Raw genomic sequence first — 24,595 nt, 5'->3', positions numbered from 1 at the left:
CTCCTAACGATATTTCGTTTTTGTCTGTTCAATCATATCCAAGATATCTAAATAATGCATATACCGGCTCTTAACAATCCTTTTCTCATCAACAGCCTGCGATACAGCACAGTCCGGTTCATTGCGGTGAATGCAGTCTCGAAATTTGCACTGTCCCTGATAGGGTTTAAAATCCGGGATGCATTCCGCCAGCTTTTGCATATCCATGGTCGAAAAATCTAAGGATGAAAACCCCGGGGTATCCGCTACCCATCCCTCTTTCACCTTCCACAGCTCACAGTGCCGGGTAGTATGCTTACCTCGTCCAAGTGCCTTTGAGATTTCCTGTGTCTGTAAGTGAAAGGAAGGCTCGATGCGGTTCAGCAAGCTGCTTTTCCCGGCGCCGCTTTGACCGGTCAGAACACTGATTTTATCCTTTAAAGCCAAAATCAAATCATGATTATCATAGCCGATACCGCTGACATATACCTCATACCCGCTGCTTCGATAATCTTCGATCTGTTTCCATACTACATGATCGCTCCCGATCAAATCACATTTTGTAACGCACAAAAGCGGCCGTATTCCCGCATAGCAGATTTGAAAGATCAAACGGTCAATCAGCGTAGAAGAAAAATCGGGATCAACTGATGACATCACGATGATTGCCTGATCCACATTGGCAATCAAAGGACGTTTCAGTTCATTTCTTCGCGGCATGATCTTCTGGATACCGTTCTTGTCTCCAATCGTTTCCCACCAAACATGATCGCCGACGACCGGTGAACGAGATTTGCGCAGCTTTCCCATCGCTACACAAGAAATGCGATCGCCCGCTTCACTCAGCACATCATACTGATTGGATATAATTTTTATAATGGTTCCTTTTTTCATATTAATAGTAGTATAGCGTAATCACGCTGTTCCCATCTTGCGTATACAAGGTTCCTTCTTTTGGATCAGAATCCACCACGACACCTTTTTGAAGGCTTGCCAGCTCTTCCTCGGTAAAATCAACTGTGGATTTCTGGGATGTGATCACTTTCAGTCCCATCGCTTTCAGCTTTGCGATCGCATCATCGATCTTCATACCTTTGATACCGGAAATCGTGACTTGCGGATACATCGATATTTCCAAAGTGATTGTATACGGCTTGGACGGATCGATCTTTTTTCCGCGCTTCAAGCCCGACTGAGAAAGGATCGTTCCCGGCTCATAGCTGCTGGTAGCCGTTTCCTTTTTCTCAATTTTTATCTTCAAGTGGGAATCCTGGAATAAGTCTTCAATCTCTGATATATTTTTGCCGACATAATCTTCTATGACGAAGTATTCTCCGGCAGATACGGTAATCGTAATCTTACTGCCTGCTTTTACTTCAGTGCCTGGTTTCAAACTGAGTGAAAGAACGGTATTCTTGTCTTTATCATCTGTCAGTTCCTGTTTAACCTTATCGATTTCCAGACCTTTTTTCTCCAGCAGCTCTATGGCTTCATCCTGATCAAGTCCCAGCACATCCGGAACCGTTACTTTTTTCGCAAAATCAAAAACTCCGGTAAAGAAGAGAACCGCGACGGTCGCGACAGCCACAATTGCCAACAGCAGACAGCCGATGATCAGCTTACTGCGCCGGTCAAAACGCGCTTCCTTTGTTTCTTCCGGCTGTACCTGTTTCGGCTTTTCCCGGCTTACAATTCGCGTGGAGCCCTGTTGATCATTTTCTTCTTCAAACACCAGCGGCGCTACGTCTACATACTCCGGCAGCAGACAGCGGTTTAGATCATCCAGCATATTCTGAGCTGTGCGGTATCGCTGAGAACGATTCTTTACCGTCGCTTTGGTAATGATGTTTTCAATTGACTGCGGCAGCGTAGGATTGAAATCACGAATACTCGGAATTTCCTCACGCAGATGCTTCATCGCGATCTGCACCGGGTTATCACCGTGATATGGCACATCACCGCATAATAATTCATAAAAAACAATACCGAGTGCATAAATATCAATCTGTACCGTTGCCGGTTCTCCTCGGGTTGTTTCAGGCGCCAGATAATGAGCACTGCCCAGCACGGCATCACTTTGCGTCAGCTGTACGGCATCATGGGCTAAAGCAATTCCAAAATCGGTAATTTTCACGGTGCCGTCATCTTTTACCAAAACATTCTGCGGTTTAATATCACGATGGATGATATTATTCTCATGCGCGTGCTGTACCGCTGAAACCAACTGCTTCATAATCTGCACAGCTTCTACCTTGTCCAAAGCACCGCGCTGTGAAATCAACTGTTTTAAAGTGCGGCCCCGCACATACTCCATGACGATATAATGCCGCCCTTCACTCTCCCCGACATCGTAGACACCTACCACATTGGGATGATTCAGCTTGCTTGCGGCATTGGCCTCACGCTGAAAACGAAGCAGGGTTATCGGATCATTGGATAACTCCCCGCGCAGAATTTTGATCGCCACTTCACGATTGAGAATCGTATCAATGCCCAGATAAACATCAGCCATTCCGCCTTCACCGATGGAAGATACGATCATATAGCGATCCGCAATCATCTTATTTTTCATGCGCATCACCATTCTCGATCAAAATCACACTGACATTATCATATCCGCCGGCTGCTTTTGATAACTCCACCAGCTTCTGAGCTTTTTCTTTGATATCAATAGATTCCATAAGCACCCGATAAATTTTCTCATTGGACACATATCCGTGCAAGCCATCACTGCAGATCAGCAAGCAGTCAAAATCCCGCTTAATTTTATTGATATCGATTTTTACATGATCCCAAATACCCAATGCATTCGTCAAAAGATTGCGCTGCGGATGATGCATTGCCTCTTCTTCACTGATTTCGCCGGATTTCACCAAATCACCGACTAAATTATGATCCTCTGTCAGCAGCACAAATTCCTTACCGTATAACCCATAGGTACGAGAATCGCCGATATTAAAATTATAGGCATCCTGATCCGTTATCAATACCCCGACCAGCGTTGTTCCCATTCCTTTTTGATGAATGGTTTGCGATGCCTGGACAAAGATTGCTTCATTTGCTTTACTGATTTCTTTATGTAACCACTGCTTCGCACCTTGATCATTTTCAAAACGCGGGGCATTTTGAAAGGCTTCCTTTAAGGCCGCGACAGCCAGCCCGCTCGCTACATCGCCAGCAACTCCGCCGCCGATACCGTCACAGACCGCACCCAGCAGATCCCCGTTTTGATTATGGGTCAATAAAATACTGTCCTGATTGGTTTTGCGAACCAGCCCCTGATCCGTTAAACAATAACTGCGCATCCTCATTCTCCTTTCCTTTTTAAATGTTTTACCCGAAGCTGTCCGCACGCTGCATCAATATCACCGCCATGCTCTTTACGAATGGTACAGCGCACCCCTTCCTTCATCAAAGCATCATAAAACTTCATAGCCTCATTACGTGATAATCCCTGATAGCCGTGTTCATCCACCGCATTATAAGGAATCAAATTGACATAGGCATTTATCCCTTTTACAAGCTTAGCCAGCTGTTTGACATGTTCTATCTGATCATTCACATCTTTTAACAGAATATACTCGAAGGTGAGCCGGCGGTTGCTTTCCGTTGTGTAATATTGAATCGCAGTCATTAAGTCTTTTAATGGGTATGCGTTATTCACCGGCATCAATTTTGAGCGCAGCTCATCGTTTGGAGCGTGCAGCGAGATTGCCAGATTATACTGTGTATGCGCTCGTGCAAATTCATAAATCTTAGGCACGATGCCACAGGTAGATATCGTGATATGACGGGCCCCGATACCGAGTCCCTGATCATCATTGACCGTGCTCAAGAAATTCATAACATTGTCATAATTGTCAAAGGGCTCACCGGTTCCCATCACGACGATATGGGAAACACGTTCTTCATTTTCATCGAGATCACGCTGCACATACATGATCTGCGCAACCATTTCTCCGGATGTCAAATTACGGTTCTTCTTTGTTAAACCGCTGGCACAGAAGGCGCAGCTCATATTACATCCGACCTGAGATGTCACACATACACTCTTGCCGAAATCATAACTCATGAGCACACTTTCAATTAATGAACCGTCCGCTAAGGCGAACAAGTATTTTCTGGTACCATCCTTGGATATCTGACGCTCCTTTAATGTAAGCGGAGATATGATAAAATCCTGTTCCAGCACTTCCCTTGTTTCCTTTTTCAGATCGCTCATCGCATCAATTCGGTCAACGCGCTTGCGATACAGCCATTGAAAAATTTGATGGCCCCGATATTTTTTCCATCCCTGTTTGATGGCATATTCCTGCATTTGCTGATAGCTTAAATCGTAAAGACTTTTCATTTCATCACCTTGTTTTATTTTACCATAAAACTGCCTTTGATACTAATAAGGTTACCGCGAAACACAAAAACTTATCGAGTAAGAAAAATATCGACGCGAAGGGAAAATAAAAAAAGCTGCCTGAACCCAGGCAGTAATCATATTTAATGCTTTGTGAGCTTAGCCATGAAAAATCCATCACTGTCATATTCATCGGGAAAGATCGTGCGCATTTCGATCAATTCATAATGCTCATGCCGTTTCAGAAAGCTTTCTATCTGTTTCTCATTCTCTTTTTTATTTAAGGTACAGGTAGAATAGACAAGCGTACCACGCTCCTTTAGAAGCTTACTGCAGGCATCCAAGATGTTTTTTTGGATCGTGATAATTTCATCCATATCCTCACTTTTCATCCGCAGGCGGATATCACTTTTCCCTTGCAGGGTACCATACCCGGTACATGGTGCATCGACCAGAATACGGTCAAATTCTGCTTTCTCAAACAGTGTATCGGCATGTGTGCTATCACAGCACTTTGTCTTTACACAAGTGATGCCCAAACGTTGGATTCCCTCCTCAATCAGCTTAACTCGATGCTCATGAAGATCACAGGCTGTAATGGAACCCTGATCCCGCATCCATTCCGCAATTTGGCAGGTCTTGGTTCCCGGAGCGGCGCAGATATCCAAAATATGATCCCGCGGCTGAGGATCCAGCAACGGAACGATCAGCTGAGAAGAAGCGTTTTGTATAGAATACAAACCAGCTTCAAAGGCTTCCCGATCCAGCATGGCACCTTTTTTGGCAAGCAGCACCTGCGTCAGCTTTGGATGCTTTTCAAAATTTGGAAATTGTTTTAAAAAAGCATCCTCAGTTATTTTTAAACGATTGACTCGGACGGCCTGCGGTGAAGTCTTCTGATCATGTTCACAAATCGCCCTGCATGCCGCTTCCCCATATTGCGCTTTCCACATGGAGATCAGCCAATCCGGATGCGAAGTAACGATACCAAGCCGTTTCCATGCATCCTCAGGAAGCGGACGCTCCCTTCGTTTTTGTACCTTGCGAAGCACCGCATTGACCAAAGGACTGAATTTCGCGCCCTTGATCTGCTTGGATAGCTGCACGGCTTCATCAAGAACCGCATAATCCGCTTGCTTCATATACAGCAGCTGATAGACGCTCATATCCAATAGGATCGCAATTTCCTCGATCGGCAAATGCTTTACATCCGCTTCCCACTGATAACGCACCAGCCGGTAATTCTGCAGAGTTCCATACACGATCTGGGTAATCAGTGCTTTATTGCCCATATTCATGTTATCTAACTCATGCCGCAGCACCAAATTGCTGTACCTTCCATCCTTTATGATCTGAATCAGGCACTCCCATGCTTTTTTACGCTCACTCATTCAAACGCCTCCGTATTCTCACTATGACGATTATACATGATTCTCAAAGAAGGTCAAATATGCGTCCTTCAGCTTACCGTATATCAGTAAATAATTTCGTTGTTTCACCAAAATATTTACCTCAACTTGATCACCGTATTCACCCGGAACATGGTAGACGCGTACACTTCCACGTTGTTCATACGCTGCTAAGGACAGCTGATAATCACTTAAAATCCGTTTTTCGATCAACCCGCTCAAGGGTGTATCAGCAACCTTCAAGTAGCGATAGGACATCTTTTCATCCGTATAGTACTGCACCTTTAAAAGGATGGATTGCTGACTCTCAAAATCGGCGGTTTTTACCGGCTGCTTAAAATCAGCTGCGGTCATGAACGGTTTATCATCCTTGATCCTGAGCGGGGTTGGATCAGAATCATGACCGATATTCAAAATCACCAGATAGGCGACTGCATATCCGGCTATGACAAGCGCCTGCCATAGTTTTTTATGCACCGTATGATTGGTTACAAAACGCAGACCCAAACGCATTGTCATTAACAATGCAATTACCAAAATCGCCGGCACAAAGAGGGATGTCGGCAAAAAGAAAAATAATAATACCGTCAAAAACACACAGGGAAATATGATATGGTAAGCACGAAAACGCGCAGTGATCGCACGGTTTGTACATTCCTTATGATTTTGTAAATAGCGCAGATAGGGAATCATTTGACCAAAAAAATAAACCATTAACAGGAATTCCATGCCGTTTAAAAGCAATGTCGCATTGGAAGCTAAAGAATCTAAATAAAACGGAAACTCCGTCATGATAAAGAGCAGCAACATCAAAATAAACGGCAGAATACTTTTAGAAAATTCATCCTTAAAGACCGCTTTACGAAACGCCGCTTCATCAATTTCCGGTTCACTGAAAAACGGTTGATCTTCACTGCTGACAAATAACTGAGCTACGCCGATACTACTGACATACGTATATCCAAAAGATTCCATAAAGCCGGTATAATCACTGTTTTCCCCTTCTGCATAAGGAAGGGATAAATATCCGATCTTATCATGAAATCCGATATGATAATAGCGCTGCTGCGGTTTTTCTTTGTGAAACCGTACGTATCCATAACGCAGGCGATCGACCTGCCATCCGTTTGCCGCCATGTGCGAAAAATAATCTTCCAAGGCTTTCCGTTCAAATAGGTGGATATTCATAAAACGATATTTATAATTCATAGCAGCACACTTTCTCCGTCCTCTACACATTTACGCAGACGGTCTAATTCTTCTTGAAAAACAACACGGCCCTTTTCCGTAATCTGATAGGTGCGTTTGCGTCCGTCAACAGAAATTTCCAAGATCAAGGCTTCTTCCACAAATTTAGAAAGAATCGTATACAGCGTACCCGGACCGATCTTCACCCGACCATGTGTTTTTCTTTCCGCAAATTCTGCTATATCAGTCCCGCAGCAAGCTCCGGTATGAAAAGCCATCAGCACATATAACATCGATTCTGTCAATGTTTCCATCGTACGTTTAGCCATTCTTTCACCTCCAATATCGTAACATGATATCGTATATCGATATTATAAGCTGTATTACCTTCTCCGTCAATCGTAAATCACTTATTCAACTGAGAAATAATAAATGCACGAATTTATGGAAATAAAATAAAAAACCGAATCGCTATCCGGTTTCTTTTGATTTTTTCATATAGAGAATCGCTCCCTCAAGCATTGTATAAACGATAAGAATAGCGAAAACGGTATCGCTTAGGTAATGAGCTCCCATGATCATTCGGGATAATGCCATCATGATCGGCGATAACACGGCAAGCATGGTCTGCCATGATGATAAGCGCTTCTTTGTAAACAAGGGAAGTGCGAACAGACACAGGGTTATACTGGCCGCTGTCGTATGACCGCTGGGAAATGATTTATTACCATTGACGCCCTGCGGCAGATACCATGGAGTGAAACGCTGCGGACCGTGGAAACTGCGAAACCGCACTCTTCCCCACAAGTTTTTTAATAGCTCAACAAGCAGGGAAGCACTGATCAGCACCAGACATACGAATAAAAGAAACGGCAGCATTGCTTTGCGTGTTGCTTTGGGGATCAACTGCATAAGCAGAGTTAATCCCACAAATAAAATGACGGACAGTCCCAGCAGCTGATAGCTATGATGGCTCGCTAATAAATAGGATGTAATTTCATGAGCCATATACAGACAGGATACAAACCCCAGTACTACCGTACCGATATGTGTTCTTACACTCATCAGCATGATAAAGGTAACGGGCAGAATTCCAATCATAAATAAGATATAAATATGCTCCATAAACCAGCCAAAGCTTGATTGAGGATGATAGAAGTATTGATTCAGTGAGAGATCATAGCGGGCTCCAATCCCTAGTAGTACAATCAATATGGCATAGACGATCAGACAACGGCGCATCAATCCAGCACCAACGGATCAATATCTAATTCCAGCCGGCTGTGCAGTTTTTGAGAGCGATGATATTGATAAGTTTCCATTAACAGCTCCACCAAAGCCTCACGATCCTTTCCTTTCAAAATGATACGGTAGCGATATTCATCCTTTACCTTGGTTAATTCACTGGGGCCTAATATTCGATCCGCTTTCCCGTACAATCGCTTGGCGGCATTATGCGCATCCTTTCCCGCAATCTTCTGATCGCGGTGGATAAACACCAAACTTCCTAAATAAGCATACGGCGGATATTTGGCAATATGCCGGTATTTCATTTCTTCTTTAAAGAAGCGGCGGTATTGATGAGCTGCAGCAAGCTGTATTGCATAATGTGCGGGATCATACGCTTGAATGATCACCTCTCCCTTTTTATCACCGCGGCCGCTGCGGCCACAGGCTTGTTCCAAAAGATCAAAGGTCATTTCCACACAGCGATAATCGGTACGATTCAGCAAGGCATCACCGTTTAAAATACCGACGAGCGTCACATTCGCAAAATCCAGTCCCTTGGCAATCATTTGGGTACCCAGCAAAATATCCGCTTCGTGCTGTTCAAAACGCTGAAGCAGCTGTTGGTGTGCATATTTACGGGACGTGGTATCCGCATCCATTCGAATCAGTTTTGCTTCAGGCAGCTGTTGATGAAGAAGTTCTTCCAGCTTCTGCGTCCCGGCGCCCAAATAGCGCCAGGTGTGTGCGCCACATGCAGGACATGCATACGGCATCGGCTCCTGATGACCGCATGTATGACATTTCAGAAGCTGTTCTTCCTTATGATAAGACATGGCAATATCACAGTGCGGACACATCTGCACATGGCCGCAGGATACACAGCGCAGGATCGGTGTGTAGCCTCTTCGATTCAAGAGCAGAATAATCTGTTCCTGCCGTTTGATTCGCGCTTTTATCGCATTCAGCAGTTCCTGAGAAAGCAAATAGTCATCGCCGCGGCGCACCGCATTGCGCATTGCCACCAGCTGAACCTGGGGAAACTGCTGATTGATGCGGCCCGGCATCTCTACCAGCTGATACTTTCCTTTATAAGCACGAGCATAGGATTCTAATGAAGGTGTCGCGCTGGCCAAAACAACCGGACAGCGGTGATACTGACCGCGCCAGATTGCGACATCCCGGCAGTGATAACGCGGAGCGTTTTCCTGTTTATAGCTTGCATCATGTTCTTCATCCATCACAATCAGACCAAGATCATGAAACGGCATAAATACCGCGCTGCGTGTTCCGACAACAATTTTTACCTGTTTTTTATATACCAGCTGAAATTGTTCATATTTTTCCTGATTATTCAGCGCGCTGTGATAAATCGCAACCTGTGATCCAAATCGGTCTTCCACCCGTTTCACCATTTGCGGCGTCAATGATATTTCCGGCACCAGTATCAGCACCTGCTTCCCCTGTTCGATCACATCCTGTGCGAGCCGCAGAAAAACCTCTGTCTTTCCACTGCCGGTAGCGCCGTGCAGCAGATGAACATGATGTTTCTTCCAGCCTTGAATGCAAGCTATTGCATTTTGCTGTTCCTCACTCAGCGTGAATGGAGAAGCAGTACCCGGACGTATCTGTCTATGGGCTGAGGCTTCCTTAAAGAAGGCTTCTGCACACCCCTTCTCCAACAGCTTTTTTCCTACACTTTTATACTTTGCATAGAAATCACTGCGCAGCATTTCCTGGGATTCCCGCAGTTTCTGTAAGGCCGCTTTTTGCTTCACCGTTAAGCATTCCGCCGATTTAACATAACGTACCCATACCTCGGTTTTTATTGTATGACGAGTTGTGCGGGGCTTCAGCTTGGCTGGCAGCATTACCTGAAAACAGCTGATCATCGGTGCAATATAATAATGACTCATCCAGGAGGCAAGCTCAAAAAGCTCATCACAAATCAGCGGGCGATCATCAATGACATCAACGATCTTTTTTAATTCATAAGGAAAACCGGCCGCATCTCGATCATCAATTTCTTCCACCTTATCAATAAAACCGATCAGCTCACGATGATGAAAAGGTACTACGGCACGCATTCCGCGCTGCACATTAAAATTACCGCCGTCGTATGCAAAGGTGCGGTTCAGCTGCATTGCAGCGTGTTCGATATAAACATGTACCAGCTTCATGTCCATCCTCCGTTTCTAAATCTTATTATAACTGAGCAAAGCCTAGAAGGAAATAAAAAAACCGTCAGGGACGGCTTAAGCATGCATATGTTTCTTTATAATCAGCTTGATCATATCCGCAGCCAGCTGCGGATCATCATTACAAATAACGTATTTATAATCTTTTGCCATTTTCATTTCACCAGCTGCTTTCGCTAAACGCTGCTGAACAATTTCCTCCGGTTCACTGCGGCGGCCGCGAATCCGTTTTTCCAACTCTTCCATATTCGGCGGAACGATAAAGATCGATAAAGCATCCGGACATTTCTCCCTTACCTGGGTTGCCCCTTGCACTTCTATTTCCAGCAGAACATTTTTCCCCTCATTACGCAAACGCTCTACTTCCCTTAACGGTGTACCATAATAGTTGCCCACAAATTCGGCCCACTCCAGAAGCTCACCAGCTTCCATCGCTTTCTCAAACTGATCTCGGGTCGTAAAAAAGTAATCCTTCCCATCTACTTCACCAACCCGAGGCTTCCTGGTCGTCATTGATGTGGAATACGCCAGGCAAAGTGACTCATCCTGCATGAAATACGAGCGTATCGTTCCCTTTCCGACACCGCTTGGTCCGCTGATGATGATCAACAATCCTCTCTTCATATCATATCCTCGCTTATCCTTGTGTAACCATTTTACTCGTGCCCCGATAGGATGTCAAACAACATTTGTCGAATCTGCCGGAATTTCTGAGAAGTATGTTATAATGGTACAGCAAATGAGAGGATGATGGCTTCATGGCACTGGATGGACTGCTGCTTCGGCAGCTGCAAAAATCAATCAAAACGCTGCTGCCCGCAAAAATTACGAAAATACAGCAGATATCTGATACGGAAATTCTTTTGACCCTGCGCTCCCAAAATCATAACCACCGATTATTGATTTCGGCTCACAGCGTCTATAACCGCATTAACCTGACAACCAAAAGCTATGTGACCTTAGAGGTGCCGGGCAACTTCAATATGGTACTGCGTAAGCATCTCGACGGCGGCATCATACTATCCATGGAACAGATTGGATTAGACCGTATCCTCGATACCATCATTGAAGTACGCAATGAATTGGGCGATATTCATAAACTGCATATGTATATCGAATTAATGGGCAAATATGCCAATGTTATTTTGGTCGATGAAGAAAATAAGATCATTGATGCGTTAAAGCGCATCCCTCCATATGAGAATAGTAAACGGCTGATTCTGCCGCAGGCACAGTTCGTTATGCCGCAGGCACATACAGGAAAACAAGATCCCTATCATCATGAGCAAATCGACTATGAAATGCCGTTCACCAAACAATTTCACGGCTTCTCGCCGCTCTTTGCCGATGAGATGCAATACCGCATCGCCCATGGAGAAGCTTTTGATGACGTCATGGATGAATTGAAGCAGTCAAGTCAAATTTATATCAGTGAAAAGGATCATCAGACTTATTATCACGGTATTCCGCTAAAACATTTGGAAGTGCCGGCCGCTGTCTATGAGCTGATGCACGGCATCGATATCGTTTATTATGAAAAAGAAGAGAGGGTTCGGATCAAGCAGCAGACCGGTGATCTGATCCGTACTGTACGGCGTGAACTGCATAAGAATCAAAGCAAGCTGCCAAAGCTGCAGGCCACTCTCGATGAAGCGATGAACTGTGATCGTTATCGAGAATACGGAGATTTATTATTTGCCTATCAGTATCAGTTTCCCCAAAAATGCGATCATGCGGTGCTGCCGTCCTTTGAAACCGGTGAAGATATCTCCATCCCGCTGGATCCTAAGCTGGATGTAAAAGGGAATGCCAATAAATATTACAATAAATATCATAAGGGAAAACGCGCTCAGAAAATTGTCAGTGAACAGATAGCCCAAGCACAAAGTGAAGCACGCTATTTTGAAATGATCGAAATGCAGCTGGAACAGGCAACGATGCAGGATGCCGCAGAAATTCGTACTGAGCTGGTTAAGCTGGGCTATATGCGAAACGTACAGAGTCGGATTCGCAGAAAGAAGAAACAGGAACTCCCCCATTTTGAAACCTTTGCATTTCCTGACGGCATGGTCTATGTCGGAAAAAACAATATTCAAAATGATTATTTGACTTGGCATTTCGCTCGAAAAAATGATTTATGGATGCATACAAAAGATTTCCACGGCGCCCATGTCATCATCCGCAGCGACAACATCAGCGAACAGCTGCTGAGAGGCGGTGCCATGCTCGCAGCCTGGTATTCCAAGGGGCGTGAATCATCCAGTGTCCCGGTAAATTACTGTAACATCCGGCAACTAAAAAAAATCCCCGGCTCTAAGCTGGGATTGGTTACGATGCAAAGCTATAAAACGATCTATATCGATCCCTCAAAAGCAGATGTGCAGGAGCTGTACGATCGGTATCAGCAGTGATCGACATAGACGTGTACCATGAAGCCTTCCAATCATCGATATGGAAGGCTTTTTATTGTGAAAGCATCTTGCTGAATCCTTTTTAAATAGAAAAAAACAGATGATTTCTCCGTAGGCAATCATCTGTCTATTTTATACTTATAGTATACTGCTTATTTTACCGGAGGTGTACCTTCCGCATTTCCTACGATTGCTTCGATTTCAACCAATGCATCATGCGCTAGGTTGGAAACACCAACGATTCTTCTTGCCGGTACTCCATCTGGAAAGAAAGTCGAATAAGCCTCATTCATAGCATCCATATCGGAAAGGTTTTTAAGATAGATATTCACCTTTACGACATCTTCGATTACGTGATCAACACTTTCAATAATCGTTTTGATGTTGTTTAGGCACTGAACCGTTTGTTCTTTCACTCCGCCCGCAACAATTTTACCAGTTTCCGCATCGATCGGAAACTGTCCTGAAATGTTGTTGTAGTGTGAGAAAGCCACTGTCTGAGAAGCATATTTGCATACCGGTGCATGTTCCGTATTGTTTGCTTCGATAATCAGACCATGTCTGTCTTCCACCAGCTGTGGAGGAGTGCCATCGCCATGAGATACAACTACTTCAATCTGAATCAAAGCGCCCATCGGCAGATCAGCAGCTTCAACGACAGTACGAGCAGGCATATAGCCGACCGCTCTTGCGATTGCTGAATCCGGGTGGAACGTTGTATAAACTTCGTTTACCTTATCCATATCCGCAAGGTCTTTTACGTAAATTGTTGTTTTCACAATATCATCAAAAGGTACATCGATGCTTTCCAGGATTGCTTTAATGTTGCTTAAGCACTGGATCGTCTGTTCCTTGATGCCACCCGCTACCACTCTGCCGGTTTTTGGTGAAATAGGCAGCTGTGCCGTCAGGTTGTTATAGTGTGAGAACGCTACCGTCTGAGTAGATAAAGCGCTCAGCGGTGCATTTGCGGTATTGTTTGTCAGTTTGATCAGATCGCCGGACTGAGGCGCATTCGGAATTGTTCCCTCGCCGCAGGAGATCAATGCTTCTACCTGAACCATGGCACCCATTGGCAGATCCGCTACCGCTACGGTTGTACGCGCCGGCAGGTATGTCGTAAAGAATGTTTTGTATACTTCATCAACGGCGTCAACATGTTTGATGTTTTTTACAAATACGGTGATCCGGATAACATCGCTCATGACGTGGTCAATGCTTTCCACGATAGCTTTGATATTATGTAAACACTGCTCTGCCTGTTCTTTAATTCCGCCAGCTACCAGATTGCCGGTCTTCGGATCAATCGGTAATTGTGCAGAAAGGTTGTTGTAGTGTGAAAATGCTACTGTCTGTGAACTATATGGACACTTTGGAGCGTTTTCGGTATTTCTTCCTAATACTACGTTGTCGTTACTCATATATTGTTATTCTCCTTTTCATATATGCTCGTTAATAGAATTAACAGGCGGATTATAAGCTATTCAAAATTTCATGTCAACAAATTTCAGAGAATTTTCTGAATACGCTTTCATTATACAATTTTGCAACCGTGTTTATGGGTGTTTTTATAGTAGGTTGGGTACCTTTTTATAGATGATATAATGATAAATAAGGGTTTTGTGTTATTAGAATTTTCTTTCAAATCGGGAAACTATCATAAAAAATCAAAAGAACCTCCTCATAATGTGCAAAAAGGCATCCTTTTTCCAAGAAAGGACTTTCGCTTCCGCATGAAAGGATTATAATGTAAGTAGACATGAAAATAGGAGGATGATTATGAAACAATTACATGAAAAGGTAGCTATTGTTACAGGAGCGGGTCAGGGCATCGGTAAAGGAATTGCTCTGTGTTTGGCAGAACGCGGAGTTAAAGTAGTCTGTGTTGGAAGACGAATTGATCCCATTACTGCCACTGCTGAGGAAATTAAAGCAAATGGTAATGAGGCATTTGCCATCTCCTGTGATGTGGCAGATCGTGCCCGGGTTAAGGAAGTTGTTCAAGAAACCGTTAAGCGTTTTGGCTCAATTGATGTGATGGTTAATAACGCACAAACCTTACCAGGTAAAGCCACGGTAGAAGATACTACCTATGAAAACATGCTTCTGGCATGGCAGGGCGGAACGATCGGTTCATTAAACTTTATGCAGGAATGCTTTCCGTACATGAAGGAACAGGGAGAAGGACGTATCATTAATTTCGCTTCCGCTACCGGTATGTTCGGCTACGCAGGACAGCTGGCTTACGGCTGTAATAAAGAATCCGTACGTGGTCTAACCAAAATTGCCGCCAAGGAATGGGGTCAGTATAATATTACCGTCAATGTTGTACTGCCTGGTGCTGAAAGTCCGGCCGCAAAAGAATGGGCGAAAAAGAATCCAGAAAAATACGCAGAGATTATGCAGTCTCAGCCAATGAAACGCTTGGGTGATCCATTGACCGATATCGCTCCGGTTATCGCATTCCTAGCTGGTCCTGACAGCAAGTATTTCAGCGGACAGAGCTTAGTGATCGATGGTGCTACATCCATCATGCCTTAAGGTTCTACAAAACTTGATGAACTGTTGACGATCTGTCAGCAGTTTTTCTTTGAAAAATTTATCTCAATTCTAAAAACGGAACAGCAATGATTCCGAGTTTAGTTTTATGATCGGTCATTTGTTACATGGTATCGTTTGATAATTTGAAGAATTTCTATTTTTTTCTGATTTAACTTCACTTTGATAAAAAAATCTATCCTCTTTTCAATAAAGGATAGATAAAATGATTATGATTTCTATTTTTTTCTTGCCTGTTTGACAAAATACAGATCGCTGTTTCCCTCACCCACTTTCTGAAAGCAGCTACGCGCCTGTTCATTTTGACTCATACCCTCATATGCCACCCCCTGATCAAAGGTAATGGCCAGCTTTTCTACGTTGGTATCGCAGCTTTCTAAAGCTTGTGAAAGTATTGTAAGTGCGGTTGGATAATCATGATTCAACAGCGCTGCTTTAGCCTCCAGCTGATACTTGAAATTGTTTTTGCGGCGATTACGCGCTTTATCCGCAAGCTCTTGCTTTTCTTTGTTATCAGCCAAAGCTTGAGTATCCTTTTGAAACCACTGCACACTCGCAATAAGAGTTTGCTTATCTTGTTCATAATAGGCCAACAGTCCTTCAAAATAATGCGCATACAACATTTGATTTTTTGATGGCTTCCATTCCTGCAGCAGCTCTTGGGCTTTTGAAAAGGAGCCAAGATAGATCAGGCAATGCAAATACACGGAATAATATCCACGGCTTACATGAAGAATATATTCATAAGCAGTCCGTGCTGTCAGCGGCTGCATTTCCCGATAAAATATATACTGCAAGGATGCGAAATTAAAGAAGAGCGCCAGCAGAAACACAATCAAAGCCGCTCCATAATAGACCAGAAAACTCATATGGTTCCATGACTCAGCCTGCATCGCATCATGGATGAGTCCCAATCCGGTAAATACTATTGCTATTACCAAAATAACATTGGTAAATTGATAAATAAACGCCTTTTGTTTTCCTTTTTTCATAAGCTAATCCCCCTTGCCTGCGGTTTATATATTTTTTACAGCAGATGGATATGGTGTTTTTCACATGCTACGATCATATCAGTTGGCCAGTGTGCGACCTGTACTTCCCCGATATGCGCCTTATTCAGCATGATCATACAAATTCTTGACTGACCGATGCCCCCGCCCATCGTAAGCGGCAGTTCATGATTTAACAGCTGTCTGTGAAACGGCATTGCCAATCGTTCTTCACATCCGGATTTTTTGATCTGATCCTGTAAGGTCTTTTCATCAACACGGATGCCCATGGAACTGATCTCTACGGCACAGTCCAAAACCGGATAATAAAGTAAGATGTCCCCATTCAGCTTCCAGTCATCATAATCAGGCGCACGGCCGTCATGTTTTTGTCCGCTGGTTAGCACATCACCGATCTGCATGATGAAAACCGATTTGTATTCCTTTGTGATTTCATACTCCCGCTGTTTCGGAGTGAGGGTTGGATAGCGGTCCTCCAGCTCCTGAGCGGTAATAAATTTGATATCCTCTCGAATGAAGGGTTCTAAATTTTCAAATACGATTGTTAATTCTTTTTCGGTTTCCTTGAGAGCTCGCATAATTTTACGTACCGTTTCTTTCAGCATTTCCTCATTACGAGATGATTCATCAATGATTTTTTCCCAGTCCCATTGATCAACATAAACAGAATGAAGATTATCCAGTGCTTCATCTCTGCGAATTGCATTCATATCGGTATAAATGCCCTTATTCACAGAAAAACCATAACGTTTCAATGCCATTCGCTTCCATTTGGCGAGCGAATGAACAATCTGCATATCATCCTTTGTTTCCAGAATATCGAAGCTGACCGGACGCTCCGTACCATTTAGATTATCATTAAGTCCGCTTGCTTCCCCCACAAACAGCGGAGCTGATATACGCATCAGATTCAAGTGATGAGCCAGTCTTTTTTCAAACAGATCTTTCACATACTTAATTGCAATTTCCGTCGATACAATGTCGAGCTTATTCTCATAATGCTGCGGCAGTATCAGTTCCTGCATACTCATGTCCCATCCTCCTTCAACGGTTGTAATTATACAGGATTCACCAAAAAAAAGAAAGGACGTATCCTCTCTTTACATGCCGCTTGGGTGTTTCTCAATGATTCTGGCGGGTATTCCGACAGCCGTACAATCAGCCGGTACGTTTTTCATGACAACGGCGTTCGCACCAACCTGTACTCGATCACCAAGGGTGATATTACCGAGAATTTTCGCGCCCGATCCGACCATGACTTTATTTCCCAGGGTCGGATGACGTTTACAGTGTTCCTTGCCGGTACCTCCCAGGGTCACTCCATGATAGATGAGACAGTCATCACCGACAACTGCTGTTTCCCCGATCACGACCCCCATGCCATGATCGATGATAAGTCCCCTGCCGATCGTTGCGCCGGGATGGATTTCGATGCCAGTCCAAAAACGTCCGATATTGGAATTCAGCCGTGCCAGAAAAAACAGATGGTGCCGATAATAGAAATGAGACAGACGATGCAGAAGCAAAGCTTTGATGTGCGGGTAAAGTAGCAGCACTTCCAGCCGAGAATGCGCAGCCGGATCATACTCCATCGTACGGGTGATATTGTAAGAAATATCACGTATCAGACTCATTCGCTATTCTCCGAAATCCAGTATCGACAAGTATTTCTCGCCGCCATCCGGGGCAACTGTGACAATCTTTTTATCCGGATTACGATCCGCAAGCCGTTTTGCCAAAGCAATATTCGCTCCGCTGCTGATTCCGATCAATATTCCCGTTTCCCGTACAAACTGTTTTGTTTCCTCCAACGCTTCTTCATTGGTAACCATCATGATATCATCAATCAAATCCTGATCCAGAATAGATGGGATAAAACCAGCCCCAATTCCCTGAATTTTATGCGGCCCCGGCTTCAAACCGCTGAGCACTGCGCTGTCCTTTGGTTCACCCGCAATCGTCCGGATCGCAGGATTCACTTCTTTTAATCGTTTGGCTACGCCGGTGAAGGTGCCTCCGGTTCCGATGCCTGCCACAAAGATATCGACATCCGGTACCTGACGCAGAATTTCCTCGGCTGTAGTTTCATAATGCGCCTGGACATTTGCCGCATTATCAAACTGACTCAGCGACCGATAATTCGAATGTGCCTGCTTTTCTTTTTCCATATAAGCTATCGCACCGTTCATGCCCAGCTTGCCTTCGCTCAGCACCAGCTTCGCCCCATAGGCCTTAACCAGCTGGCGGCGTTCCACGCTCATTGTTTCCGGCATGACAATAATAACCGGTATCTGAAACATTGCTCCGATCATCGCCAGGGCAATACCGGTATTACCGCTGGTTGCTTCGATGAGGACTGTATCTTTCGTAATTTTGTTTTCAGCCATCGCAGTCTGAATCATCTTCAAAACAGCCCGGTCTTTGATACTTCCGCCCAGATTAAACTTCTCCAGCTTGATATAAATGTTTGTATTCTCCAATTGATACATCGGGGTATTCCCGATCAATTCATATGCTTTCATTGCTTATTCCTCCTCATACCGCAGAATTAAACTGCGCGCTTTTTTTTCATGATAATCACGAACATAGGATGCATTTTCATCCAGTTCATCCAGCTCTGCAAGTGTCTCAAGATGCAGCAGTATCTCATCGTAACATCGAAAATGATCCCGAATCAGATTGATTTCCTCACGATAATGATGCGTCCAGCTCAACTCCCGGTCATAAGTAGCCAAATGGGATTTCATACTTTGAATTTCCCGCTCCAGTTTCATAACATCATATGCATCATGCGCCAGAAAGTTATCGAGTTCCTTATGAATTTCTAAATTCGTTACAATTACTTTTTTTTCATAATTCTGCGGTTTGATACTGATATTGACTAGCAGCGCAACGCTGATGCCGATGAAGGTATCACCCAGACGAGATAATGCATATAGAAACGGATCGCGATTGTTCAGATTAAACATAATGATCGCAATCACGGTACCGGAAATCACAATACTGCCGTTCCAGTGAAACAAGTTGCATACAGTGATGACTATCATAACGGCAATGCCGGTCAAAACAGCACTCTCCGGCTTAATCATAACCATGACAGTGCCAAGAACCGCTCCCAGCGTGGTTCCCAGCATGCGGTTCTTCCCTTTGGTAAAAGAACTGGATATCGAGTTATCCATCGAAATGATCGTTGCAATCACGGCATAAAAAGGATACTGAAGCTCCAGCAATTTGGATACCAGTACCGTACAAGTTACCGCAATTCCGGTTTTGATCGTTCGTAAGCCGATTAAATGATCCATCTCATCACCTTTTTAAGATTATGCCACAAATTAAAAAAAAACGCTACTCATATGCTGGCTGAGATATTGTGAAAATATGCAAAAAGCCGATCAAATGATCGGCTTCACTTACATCTAAAATTCTAAAAATTCGCTTATTTACGGACAATTAACAAATAGCGATGAATCGATCCGATGATTTCTCCATCCTTTTCCAGTATACGCTGTGCTTCAAGCAATCTGTCCATACAGCGCTCGACCGTAAATCCCGGAAATTCCCACTCCAAAATGCAGGCAAACCACACCAAAGCACCAACATCAAAAAAGCGAATCGGACGATATGCTTCTTCAGCTTGCAAAATCGTGAAACCAGCCTGCTCAAACACCTGCGACTGATCGTGTAAATTCAGTCCGTGAAATGGCTTCAAGGTACCCGGTAATAACAGCTCTACCAGTTCCCGATCATTATTCTCTCCGACCTGTTCACTGATGAACAGTCCTCCCGGCTTCAAGACGCGATACAGCTCCGACGCACATAAATCGCCATGTCGGTTGATCACCATATCGAAAGCAGCATCGGAAAATGGCAGCTGCTTAGCCGTTCCGCGACGAAAATCAATGCCTAACGGCAATAATGTCTCCTGACACAGTCGTACATTGGGATCATATTCCTCAGTGCAGCTGGTATTTGCATAAGGATGCTTTAAAGCAAGCAGAAATTCCCCGCCGCCGGTATCAATATCCAAAAGCTTATCGGTATCTTTACGGTAATGCTGTATCAGCTGTTCATAATCCCATGGTAAATCTGTTTCCTCTGTATAACGATGATGAATATGGGAAAAATCCCAGCCGTGAATATGGGCTTCTGCCGCTTCGGCAAGCCATGCTTCTTTTAATACTTTTACATTCATGATAACTACTCCTCCTCATTTTTAAATATTCTGATTCGGTGCAGTTAACTGGACAGCAGAATTCTCATTTACGCTCGGTACAATCTGCTTCCAGATTTTAAAACTGCACCGAGCAGTTATCTCGAATAAGATACCTCATCTGTTTCTCCCTTCTTTCTTATTAACACTTAAGATGGATTTAATAACCCAATGATTCCTTGACAAAAATGATTTTGATTCGGCCTGGAAACCGCTGCCAAGAAGTAATCAGTTCCTGTGCACAAATGCGATCAGCACTGCGGCAGTCCATACACATACCGGTTTTGACACATGGTGTCTGACAGTTCAGCCGATGAGCGTTTGCCGGAGCACTGAGATTGCGCATGCGTGCTCGTGCTGCCTCCAGATCCGCTACCAATTTATTGATCCCGACAATTACCAAAACCTGCTTCGGCCCAAATAATAAGGACGCCAGGCGATTGCCGTTACCGTCAATATTGTATAGCTGACCATCGCGAGTTACGGCAGATGAGCTCATCAGATAGGTATCACAGTGCAGCGCTTCGCGGATACAATTCATATATCCCGCTTCATCCAAATTCGGTGCCATGCGATCTAAAAAGGTAACATCGCGCTGCTTCAGATAATCCAATACACCGATTTCCTGAAGCGTAACACTTCCGCCGTTAGCGACCACCGTATGATCCTTGATCAGTTCATCCAATAACGGCAATACTTCCTTGCGGTTTTCACAAATATATGTTTCAAAGCGCCGTCCGTTTAAATTATGAATCGTTTCCTCAAGCTGTTCTTCCAGAATAGCTGCTACATGTTCTTCCATTGCTTTTCCTCCTGCTGATAACGCTGTGAAAGGGTTTGATAATGTTCAGCGTTCTGCTGTATAAATAAGCGCTGTTCTTCCGAAATCGGTTTGATCACTTTGGCCGGCGAACCAACCGCAACACTATAATCGGGGATTTCCATATGCTCTATGACAATCGCTCCGGCCCCAATAATACAATGATTTCCTACCCTTGCGCCATTCATAATAATAGATCCCATACCGATAAGCGTATCATTGCCGATCGTACAGCCATGAACGATGCACTGATGACCGATCGTAACCCGATCCCCAATCGTTAAATCATAATCCAAATCGGTATGCAGTACGCAATTATCCTGAATATTGGTCTGTTCTCCAATGAGAATTTGTGCTTTTTCCGATCGGATGACACTATGAAACCACACGCTGCTGTTTCGCTTGATGGCTATTGCACCAATGACCAGAGCTGTTTTTGCGATCCAAACATTTTCATCAATATTCGGCATTCTTCCCTGAAAGGATCGTATCATAACTGCACCTGCTTTCTTTCTTTATTATAACACAAAAGAAAAGGTACGGAATATCCGTACCTTAACCGTTCTTCACGATTTTTGCTTCATAGACACCATTGTTCACATGGAGTTGGATGCAATCATCCTTTTCCGCACTGCCCTCGATCATTCTGCGGGCAATTAGGGTTTCGATATGACGCTGAATATAACGTTTCATCGGACGTGCGCCATAAACCGGATCAACCCCCTGCAAAGCTATCTGCTGATAAACAGACTCATCAACCTCCAGCTTGATATCCTTCATAGCCAGACGCTGGATCAGCTCCTGCATAAATTTATGGGCGATCTTTCGCATCATACCGTCATCTAATGCATTGAATACGATAATTTCATCGATACGATTGATAAATTCCGGTTTAAAGTAACGTTTTACTTCATCCATATATTTATTGTCACGGTCTTCCTCATATGCATACTGAGAACCTAAATTACTGGTCATAATCAGCAGCGTATTTTTAAAATCAACCGTCACTCCTTTAGAATCCGTAATTCTTCCGTCATCCAGAATCTGAAGCAATACATTGAATACATCAGGATGCGCTTTTTCTACCTCATCAAATAAAATGATGGAATACGGATTACGCCGTACCGCTTCAGACAGCTGACCGCCTTCTTCATAACCGACGTATCCCGGAGGTGCGCCGATCAGACGGGAAACGCTGTGTTTCTCCATATATTCACTCATATCAATGCGAATGATGTGAGTTTCACTGTCAAACAGCTGTTCAGCAAGAGCCTTCGCAACTTCGGTCTTACCAACCCCGGTTGGGCCTAAGAACAGGAAGCTGCCGATCGGGCGATGCTCATCCTGAATCTGTGCTTTACTGCGAAGAATTGCATCGCTGACCAGTTCCAACGCCTGATCCTGACCAATGACCCGTTTTTGTAGGGCATCTTTTAAATGCAGCAGCTTCTGGCGTTCACTTTCAACCAGACGGGACACTTCCACACCGCTCCATTTTGAAACAATTTTCGCAATCAGCTCCTCGTTGACCGTTTCCTGAATCAACGCATCACTGCGCTCTGCCTCCTCATGCTGAGCGATCTTTTTCTCCAGCTGCGGAATCGTCGCATACTGTAATTTTGCCGCATCCTCATACCGTGCTTCATTCTGTGCCTGCTCCAGATCGAGCCGGGCTTTTTCCAGCTTTACTTTATCTTCTTTACTGGAAGCCAGCACTGCCTTCTCATCTTCCCATTTTGTATACAGCTCATCCTTTTGATGCTTGAGTTCTTTCAGCTCACTTTGTATCTCAACCAGCCGTTCTTTAGATTTTTTATCCGTTTCCTGTTTCAAAGCAGTTTCTTCAATTTCCAACTGCATGATCTTTCGCATCAGCTCATCGAGCTCCTGCGGCATCGACTCCATTTCTACTCGCAGCGTTGCACATGCTTCATCAATCAGATCAATTGCTTTATCCGGAAGGAAGCGATCCGTGATATAACGGTTAGAAAGCACCGCGCTGGATATAATTGCTTCATCCAGAATTTTCACCCCGTGATAGGATTCAAAACGATCCTTTAAACCACGCAGGATGGAAATCGTATCCTCCACTGTCGGTTCTGCAACCTGAACTCGCTGGAAACGCCGTTCCAATGCCGCATCCTTTTCAATATACTGCCGATATTCATTAAATGTCGTAGCTCCGATACAGCGCAATTCACCGCGCGCCAGCATCGGCTTCAATAAATTGGCCGCATCCATCGATCCTTCTGTTTTACCGGCTCCGACCAAGTTGTGAATTTCATCAATAAATAGAATGATATTGCCTTCCGCCTGCTTGACTTCCTCAAGAATGGCTTTCAATCGTTCCTCAAATTCACCGCGGTATTTTGCCCCGGCGATCAAGGAACCCATATCCAATTCAATGAGTCGCTTCTCTTTCAGCGATGCCGGTACATCACCCTTCATAATGCGCCATGCGATACCTTCAACGATCGCAGTCTTACCTACTCCCGGCTCACCGATCAGCACCGGATTATTTTTCGTTTTCCGTGATAAAATCTGAATCACTCTGCGGATTTCATCATCTCGACCGATGACCGGATCAATTTTGCCGTTTTTGACATCTTCAACCAGATCCCTGCCATATTTGGAAAGCGCCTCAATATTGTTTTCTGCATTTGGTGTATCCATTTTTTTACCCCCTCTCCGTTTTAATTCTTCTTCCTTGCACTGTTTTTCCCGCAAGTGAAATTCTTTTACCAATTCCTTGGAAATATACGCATTGCTGAATAATAAGGCGATAAATACCGACGCGACACTGACGTAGGACTCCTCAATGGAATCACTCCATTGCTGAGCCTTTTCCAGACTGCGGGCCGCCTCATTAGAAAAATTCGGATTTGCCTGATCACTTGTAGCGATGCGCCCCATCTCACGGTCAATCATGGACAGAGCCTTCTGCTTATCTATATTTAAACGCGTAAATAAACCGTCTAAAACATCATGTTCAAAGATAGCCTTCAAAAGATGAATGGTATCTATCTGTGGATGATGATAGCTTTTTACGATCTCAATCGCTTTCATAATCACTGCCTGTAAAGCTTCTGACATTTTTTCAAAATTCATGGTTATCACTCCTTTTAGCACTCTTATCATACGATTGCTAATACTATTATAGCACGATATTTAGCACTGTCAAGCTTAGAGTGCTAAATATTGAAATTCTTTCTTTTTCACGAATGAATCGGTAT

General features: G+C 44.1%; 22 protein-coding genes. 2 read left to right on the top strand and 20 right to left on the bottom strand.

What is annotated here, in order from left to right:
- Positions 1 to 3: 3 nt before the first annotated feature.
- The 10 genes from rsgA to gmk all read right to left on the bottom strand — a co-directional run bounded on the left by rsgA (position 4) and on the right by gmk (position 10,976).
- On the bottom strand, positions 4 to 873 hold the full coding sequence (rsgA, locus tag GSF08_RS05665; protein WP_160624875.1) for a ribosome small subunit-dependent GTPase A: 870 nt from the start codon (positions 871 to 873) through the stop codon (positions 4 to 6).
- 1 nt (position 874) lies between these two features.
- Complete coding sequence (gene pknB / locus GSF08_RS05660; protein WP_249805930.1) at positions 875 to 2,551, bottom strand: Stk1 family PASTA domain-containing Ser/Thr kinase; 1,677 nt, start codon at positions 2,549 to 2,551, stop codon at positions 875 to 877.
- Entirely contained in the window at positions 2,541 to 3,284 is a 744-nt protein-coding gene (locus GSF08_RS05655; protein ID WP_160624873.1) for a Stp1/IreP family PP2C-type Ser/Thr phosphatase, read from the bottom strand. Before GSF08_RS05655 ends, pknB begins: the two co-directional genes overlap by 11 nt.
- 2 nt (positions 3,285 to 3,286) lie before the next feature.
- Positions 3,287 to 4,330, bottom strand: a complete 1,044-nt coding sequence (gene rlmN / locus GSF08_RS05650) for a dual-specificity RNA methyltransferase RlmN (RefSeq protein ID WP_160624872.1) — start codon at positions 4,328 to 4,330, stop codon at positions 3,287 to 3,289.
- Positions 4,331 to 4,473: 143 nt separating this feature from the next.
- The gene (gene rsmB, locus GSF08_RS05645; RefSeq protein WP_160624871.1) at positions 4,474 to 5,721 is read right to left on the bottom strand and encodes a 16S rRNA (cytosine(967)-C(5))-methyltransferase RsmB; all 1,248 of its coding nucleotides are present in this window, start codon (positions 5,719 to 5,721) and stop codon (positions 4,474 to 4,476) included.
- A gap of 30 nt (positions 5,722 to 5,751) precedes the next feature.
- Positions 5,752 to 6,948 (bottom strand): DUF2812 domain-containing protein, encoded by a 1,197-nt coding sequence (locus GSF08_RS05640; RefSeq protein ID WP_160624870.1) that lies wholly within the window; start codon positions 6,946 to 6,948, stop codon positions 5,752 to 5,754.
- The gene (locus GSF08_RS05635) at positions 6,945 to 7,256 is read right to left on the bottom strand and encodes a PadR family transcriptional regulator (protein WP_160624869.1); all 312 of its coding nucleotides are present in this window, start codon (positions 7,254 to 7,256) and stop codon (positions 6,945 to 6,947) included. The genes GSF08_RS05640 and GSF08_RS05635 overlap by 4 nt, the downstream gene beginning before the upstream one ends.
- 142 nt (positions 7,257 to 7,398) lie before the next feature.
- Positions 7,399 to 8,169 (bottom strand): phosphatase PAP2 family protein, encoded by a 771-nt coding sequence (locus GSF08_RS05630; RefSeq protein ID WP_160624868.1) that lies wholly within the window; start codon positions 8,167 to 8,169, stop codon positions 7,399 to 7,401.
- Entirely contained in the window at positions 8,169 to 10,334 is a 2,166-nt protein-coding gene (gene priA, locus GSF08_RS05625; RefSeq protein ID WP_160624867.1) for a replication restart helicase PriA, read from the bottom strand. The genes GSF08_RS05630 and priA overlap by 1 nt, the downstream gene beginning before the upstream one ends.
- Before the next feature lie 75 nt (positions 10,335 to 10,409).
- Positions 10,410 to 10,976 (bottom strand): guanylate kinase, encoded by a 567-nt coding sequence (gene gmk, locus GSF08_RS05620; protein WP_160624866.1) that lies wholly within the window; start codon positions 10,974 to 10,976, stop codon positions 10,410 to 10,412.
- Positions 10,977 to 11,110: 134 nt separating this feature from the next.
- On the opposite strand from gmk, the gene GSF08_RS05615 reads away from it, so the two are divergent.
- Entirely contained in the window at positions 11,111 to 12,763 is a 1,653-nt protein-coding gene (locus GSF08_RS05615) for an Rqc2 family fibronectin-binding protein (protein WP_160624865.1), read from the top strand.
- Positions 12,764 to 12,915: 152 nt separating this feature from the next.
- On the opposite strand, the gene GSF08_RS05610 is transcribed toward GSF08_RS05615, so the two are convergent.
- The gene (locus GSF08_RS05610) at positions 12,916 to 14,184 is read right to left on the bottom strand and encodes a RidA family protein (protein ID WP_160624864.1); all 1,269 of its coding nucleotides are present in this window, start codon (positions 14,182 to 14,184) and stop codon (positions 12,916 to 12,918) included.
- A gap of 358 nt (positions 14,185 to 14,542) precedes the next feature.
- Here GSF08_RS05610 and GSF08_RS05605 point away from each other — a divergent pair, with 358 nt between their 5' ends.
- Positions 14,543 to 15,304 (top strand): SDR family NAD(P)-dependent oxidoreductase, encoded by a 762-nt coding sequence (locus GSF08_RS05605; RefSeq protein ID WP_160624863.1) that lies wholly within the window; start codon positions 14,543 to 14,545, stop codon positions 15,302 to 15,304.
- 236 nt (positions 15,305 to 15,540) lie between these two features.
- Here GSF08_RS05605 and GSF08_RS05600 read toward each other — a convergent pair whose 3' ends face one another.
- From GSF08_RS05600 to GSF08_RS05560, 9 genes are all read right to left on the bottom strand, one after another.
- Positions 15,541 to 16,314, bottom strand: coding sequence for a hypothetical protein (locus GSF08_RS05600; protein ID WP_160624862.1), 774 nt, complete (start codon positions 16,312 to 16,314; stop codon positions 15,541 to 15,543).
- Positions 16,315 to 16,349: 35 nt separating this feature from the next.
- Positions 16,350 to 17,363, bottom strand: coding sequence for an aspartate--ammonia ligase (asnA, locus tag GSF08_RS05595; protein ID WP_160624861.1), 1,014 nt, complete (start codon positions 17,361 to 17,363; stop codon positions 16,350 to 16,352).
- Positions 17,364 to 17,432: 69 nt separating this feature from the next.
- Positions 17,433 to 17,966, bottom strand: a complete 534-nt coding sequence (gene epsC / locus GSF08_RS05590; protein ID WP_160624860.1) for a serine O-acetyltransferase EpsC — start codon at positions 17,964 to 17,966, stop codon at positions 17,433 to 17,435.
- A gap of 3 nt (positions 17,967 to 17,969) precedes the next feature.
- Positions 17,970 to 18,854: a cysteine synthase A gene (cysK, locus tag GSF08_RS05585; RefSeq protein WP_160624859.1), complete on the bottom strand. Its 885-nt coding sequence runs from the start codon at positions 18,852 to 18,854 to the stop codon at positions 17,970 to 17,972.
- Positions 18,855 to 18,857: 3 nt separating this feature from the next.
- Positions 18,858 to 19,634 carry an FUSC family protein gene (locus GSF08_RS05580; protein ID WP_160624858.1) on the bottom strand — a complete coding sequence of 259 codons (777 nt, stop codon included), beginning with the start codon at positions 19,632 to 19,634 and terminating at the stop codon, positions 18,858 to 18,860.
- A gap of 134 nt (positions 19,635 to 19,768) precedes the next feature.
- Positions 19,769 to 20,524, bottom strand: a complete 756-nt coding sequence (locus GSF08_RS05575; RefSeq protein ID WP_160624857.1) for a class I SAM-dependent methyltransferase — start codon at positions 20,522 to 20,524, stop codon at positions 19,769 to 19,771.
- Between the two features lie 178 nt (positions 20,525 to 20,702).
- Positions 20,703 to 21,344 (bottom strand): lactate utilization protein, encoded by a 642-nt coding sequence (locus tag GSF08_RS05570; protein ID WP_160624856.1) that lies wholly within the window; start codon positions 21,342 to 21,344, stop codon positions 20,703 to 20,705.
- Positions 21,329 to 21,856: a gamma carbonic anhydrase family protein gene (locus GSF08_RS05565; RefSeq protein ID WP_160624855.1), complete on the bottom strand. Its 528-nt coding sequence runs from the start codon at positions 21,854 to 21,856 to the stop codon at positions 21,329 to 21,331. The genes GSF08_RS05570 and GSF08_RS05565 overlap by 16 nt, the downstream gene beginning before the upstream one ends.
- A 61-nt stretch (positions 21,857 to 21,917) precedes the next feature.
- Positions 21,918 to 24,470, bottom strand: coding sequence for an ATP-dependent Clp protease ATP-binding subunit (locus tag GSF08_RS05560; RefSeq protein ID WP_160624854.1), 2,553 nt, complete (start codon positions 24,468 to 24,470; stop codon positions 21,918 to 21,920).
- Positions 24,471 to 24,595 lie beyond the last annotated feature (125 nt).

Origin of the sequence: Copranaerobaculum intestinale (assembly GCF_009831105.1) — a bacterium.
Lineage (GTDB): Bacteria > Bacillota_I > Bacilli_A > Erysipelotrichales > Erysipelotrichaceae > Copranaerobaculum > Copranaerobaculum intestinale.
Note: the sequence above shows the minus strand (reverse complement) of the source record. Positions and strands in the feature narration are given on the sequence as shown.

Coding starts and splice junctions, on each gene's coding strand:
- GSF08_RS05605 (WP_160624863.1), top strand. CDS start 14,543: ATGAAACAATTACATGAAAAGGTAGCTATTGTTACAGGAGCGGGTCAG.
- GSF08_RS05640 (WP_160624870.1), bottom strand. CDS start 6,948: ATGAATTATAAATATCGTTTTATGAATATCCACCTATTTGAACGGAAA.
- GSF08_RS05635 (WP_160624869.1), bottom strand. CDS start 7,256: ATGGCTAAACGTACGATGGAAACATTGACAGAATCGATGTTATATGTG.
- GSF08_RS05565 (WP_160624855.1), bottom strand. CDS start 21,856: ATGATACGATCCTTTCAGGGAAGAATGCCGAATATTGATGAAAATGTT.
- priA (WP_160624867.1), bottom strand. CDS start 10,334: ATGAAGCTGGTACATGTTTATATCGAACACGCTGCAATGCAGCTGAAC.
- cysK (WP_160624859.1), bottom strand. CDS start 18,854: ATGAAAGCATATGAATTGATCGGGAATACCCCGATGTATCAATTGGAG.
- rsmB (WP_160624871.1), bottom strand. CDS start 5,721: ATGAGTGAGCGTAAAAAAGCATGGGAGTGCCTGATTCAGATCATAAAG.
- GSF08_RS05570 (WP_160624856.1), bottom strand. CDS start 21,344: ATGGAAGAACATGTAGCAGCTATTCTGGAAGAACAGCTTGAGGAAACG.
- rsgA (WP_160624875.1), bottom strand. CDS start 873: ATGAAAAAAGGAACCATTATAAAAATTATATCCAATCAGTATGATGTG.
- GSF08_RS05630 (WP_160624868.1), bottom strand. CDS start 8,169: ATGCGCCGTTGTCTGATCGTCTATGCCATATTGATTGTACTACTAGGG.
- rlmN (WP_160624872.1), bottom strand. CDS start 4,330: ATGAAAAGTCTTTACGATTTAAGCTATCAGCAAATGCAGGAATATGCC.
- asnA (WP_160624861.1), bottom strand. CDS start 17,363: ATGAGTATGCAGGAACTGATACTGCCGCAGCATTATGAGAATAAGCTC.
- GSF08_RS05615 (WP_160624865.1), top strand. CDS start 11,111: ATGGCACTGGATGGACTGCTGCTTCGGCAGCTGCAAAAATCAATCAAA.
- GSF08_RS05600 (WP_160624862.1), bottom strand. CDS start 16,314: ATGAAAAAAGGAAAACAAAAGGCGTTTATTTATCAATTTACCAATGTT.
- gmk (WP_160624866.1), bottom strand. CDS start 10,976: ATGAAGAGAGGATTGTTGATCATCATCAGCGGACCAAGCGGTGTCGGA.
- epsC (WP_160624860.1), bottom strand. CDS start 17,966: ATGAGTCTGATACGTGATATTTCTTACAATATCACCCGTACGATGGAG.
- GSF08_RS05575 (WP_160624857.1), bottom strand. CDS start 20,524: ATGAATGTAAAAGTATTAAAAGAAGCATGGCTTGCCGAAGCGGCAGAA.
- GSF08_RS05610 (WP_160624864.1), bottom strand. CDS start 14,184: ATGAGTAACGACAACGTAGTATTAGGAAGAAATACCGAAAACGCTCCA.
- GSF08_RS05580 (WP_160624858.1), bottom strand. CDS start 19,634: ATGGATCATTTAATCGGCTTACGAACGATCAAAACCGGAATTGCGGTA.
- pknB (WP_249805930.1), bottom strand. CDS start 2,551: ATGAAAAATAAGATGATTGCGGATCGCTATATGATCGTATCTTCCATC.
- GSF08_RS05560 (WP_160624854.1), bottom strand. CDS start 24,470: ATGAATTTTGAAAAAATGTCAGAAGCTTTACAGGCAGTGATTATGAAA.
- GSF08_RS05655 (WP_160624873.1), bottom strand. CDS start 3,284: ATGCGCAGTTATTGTTTAACGGATCAGGGGCTGGTTCGCAAAACCAAT.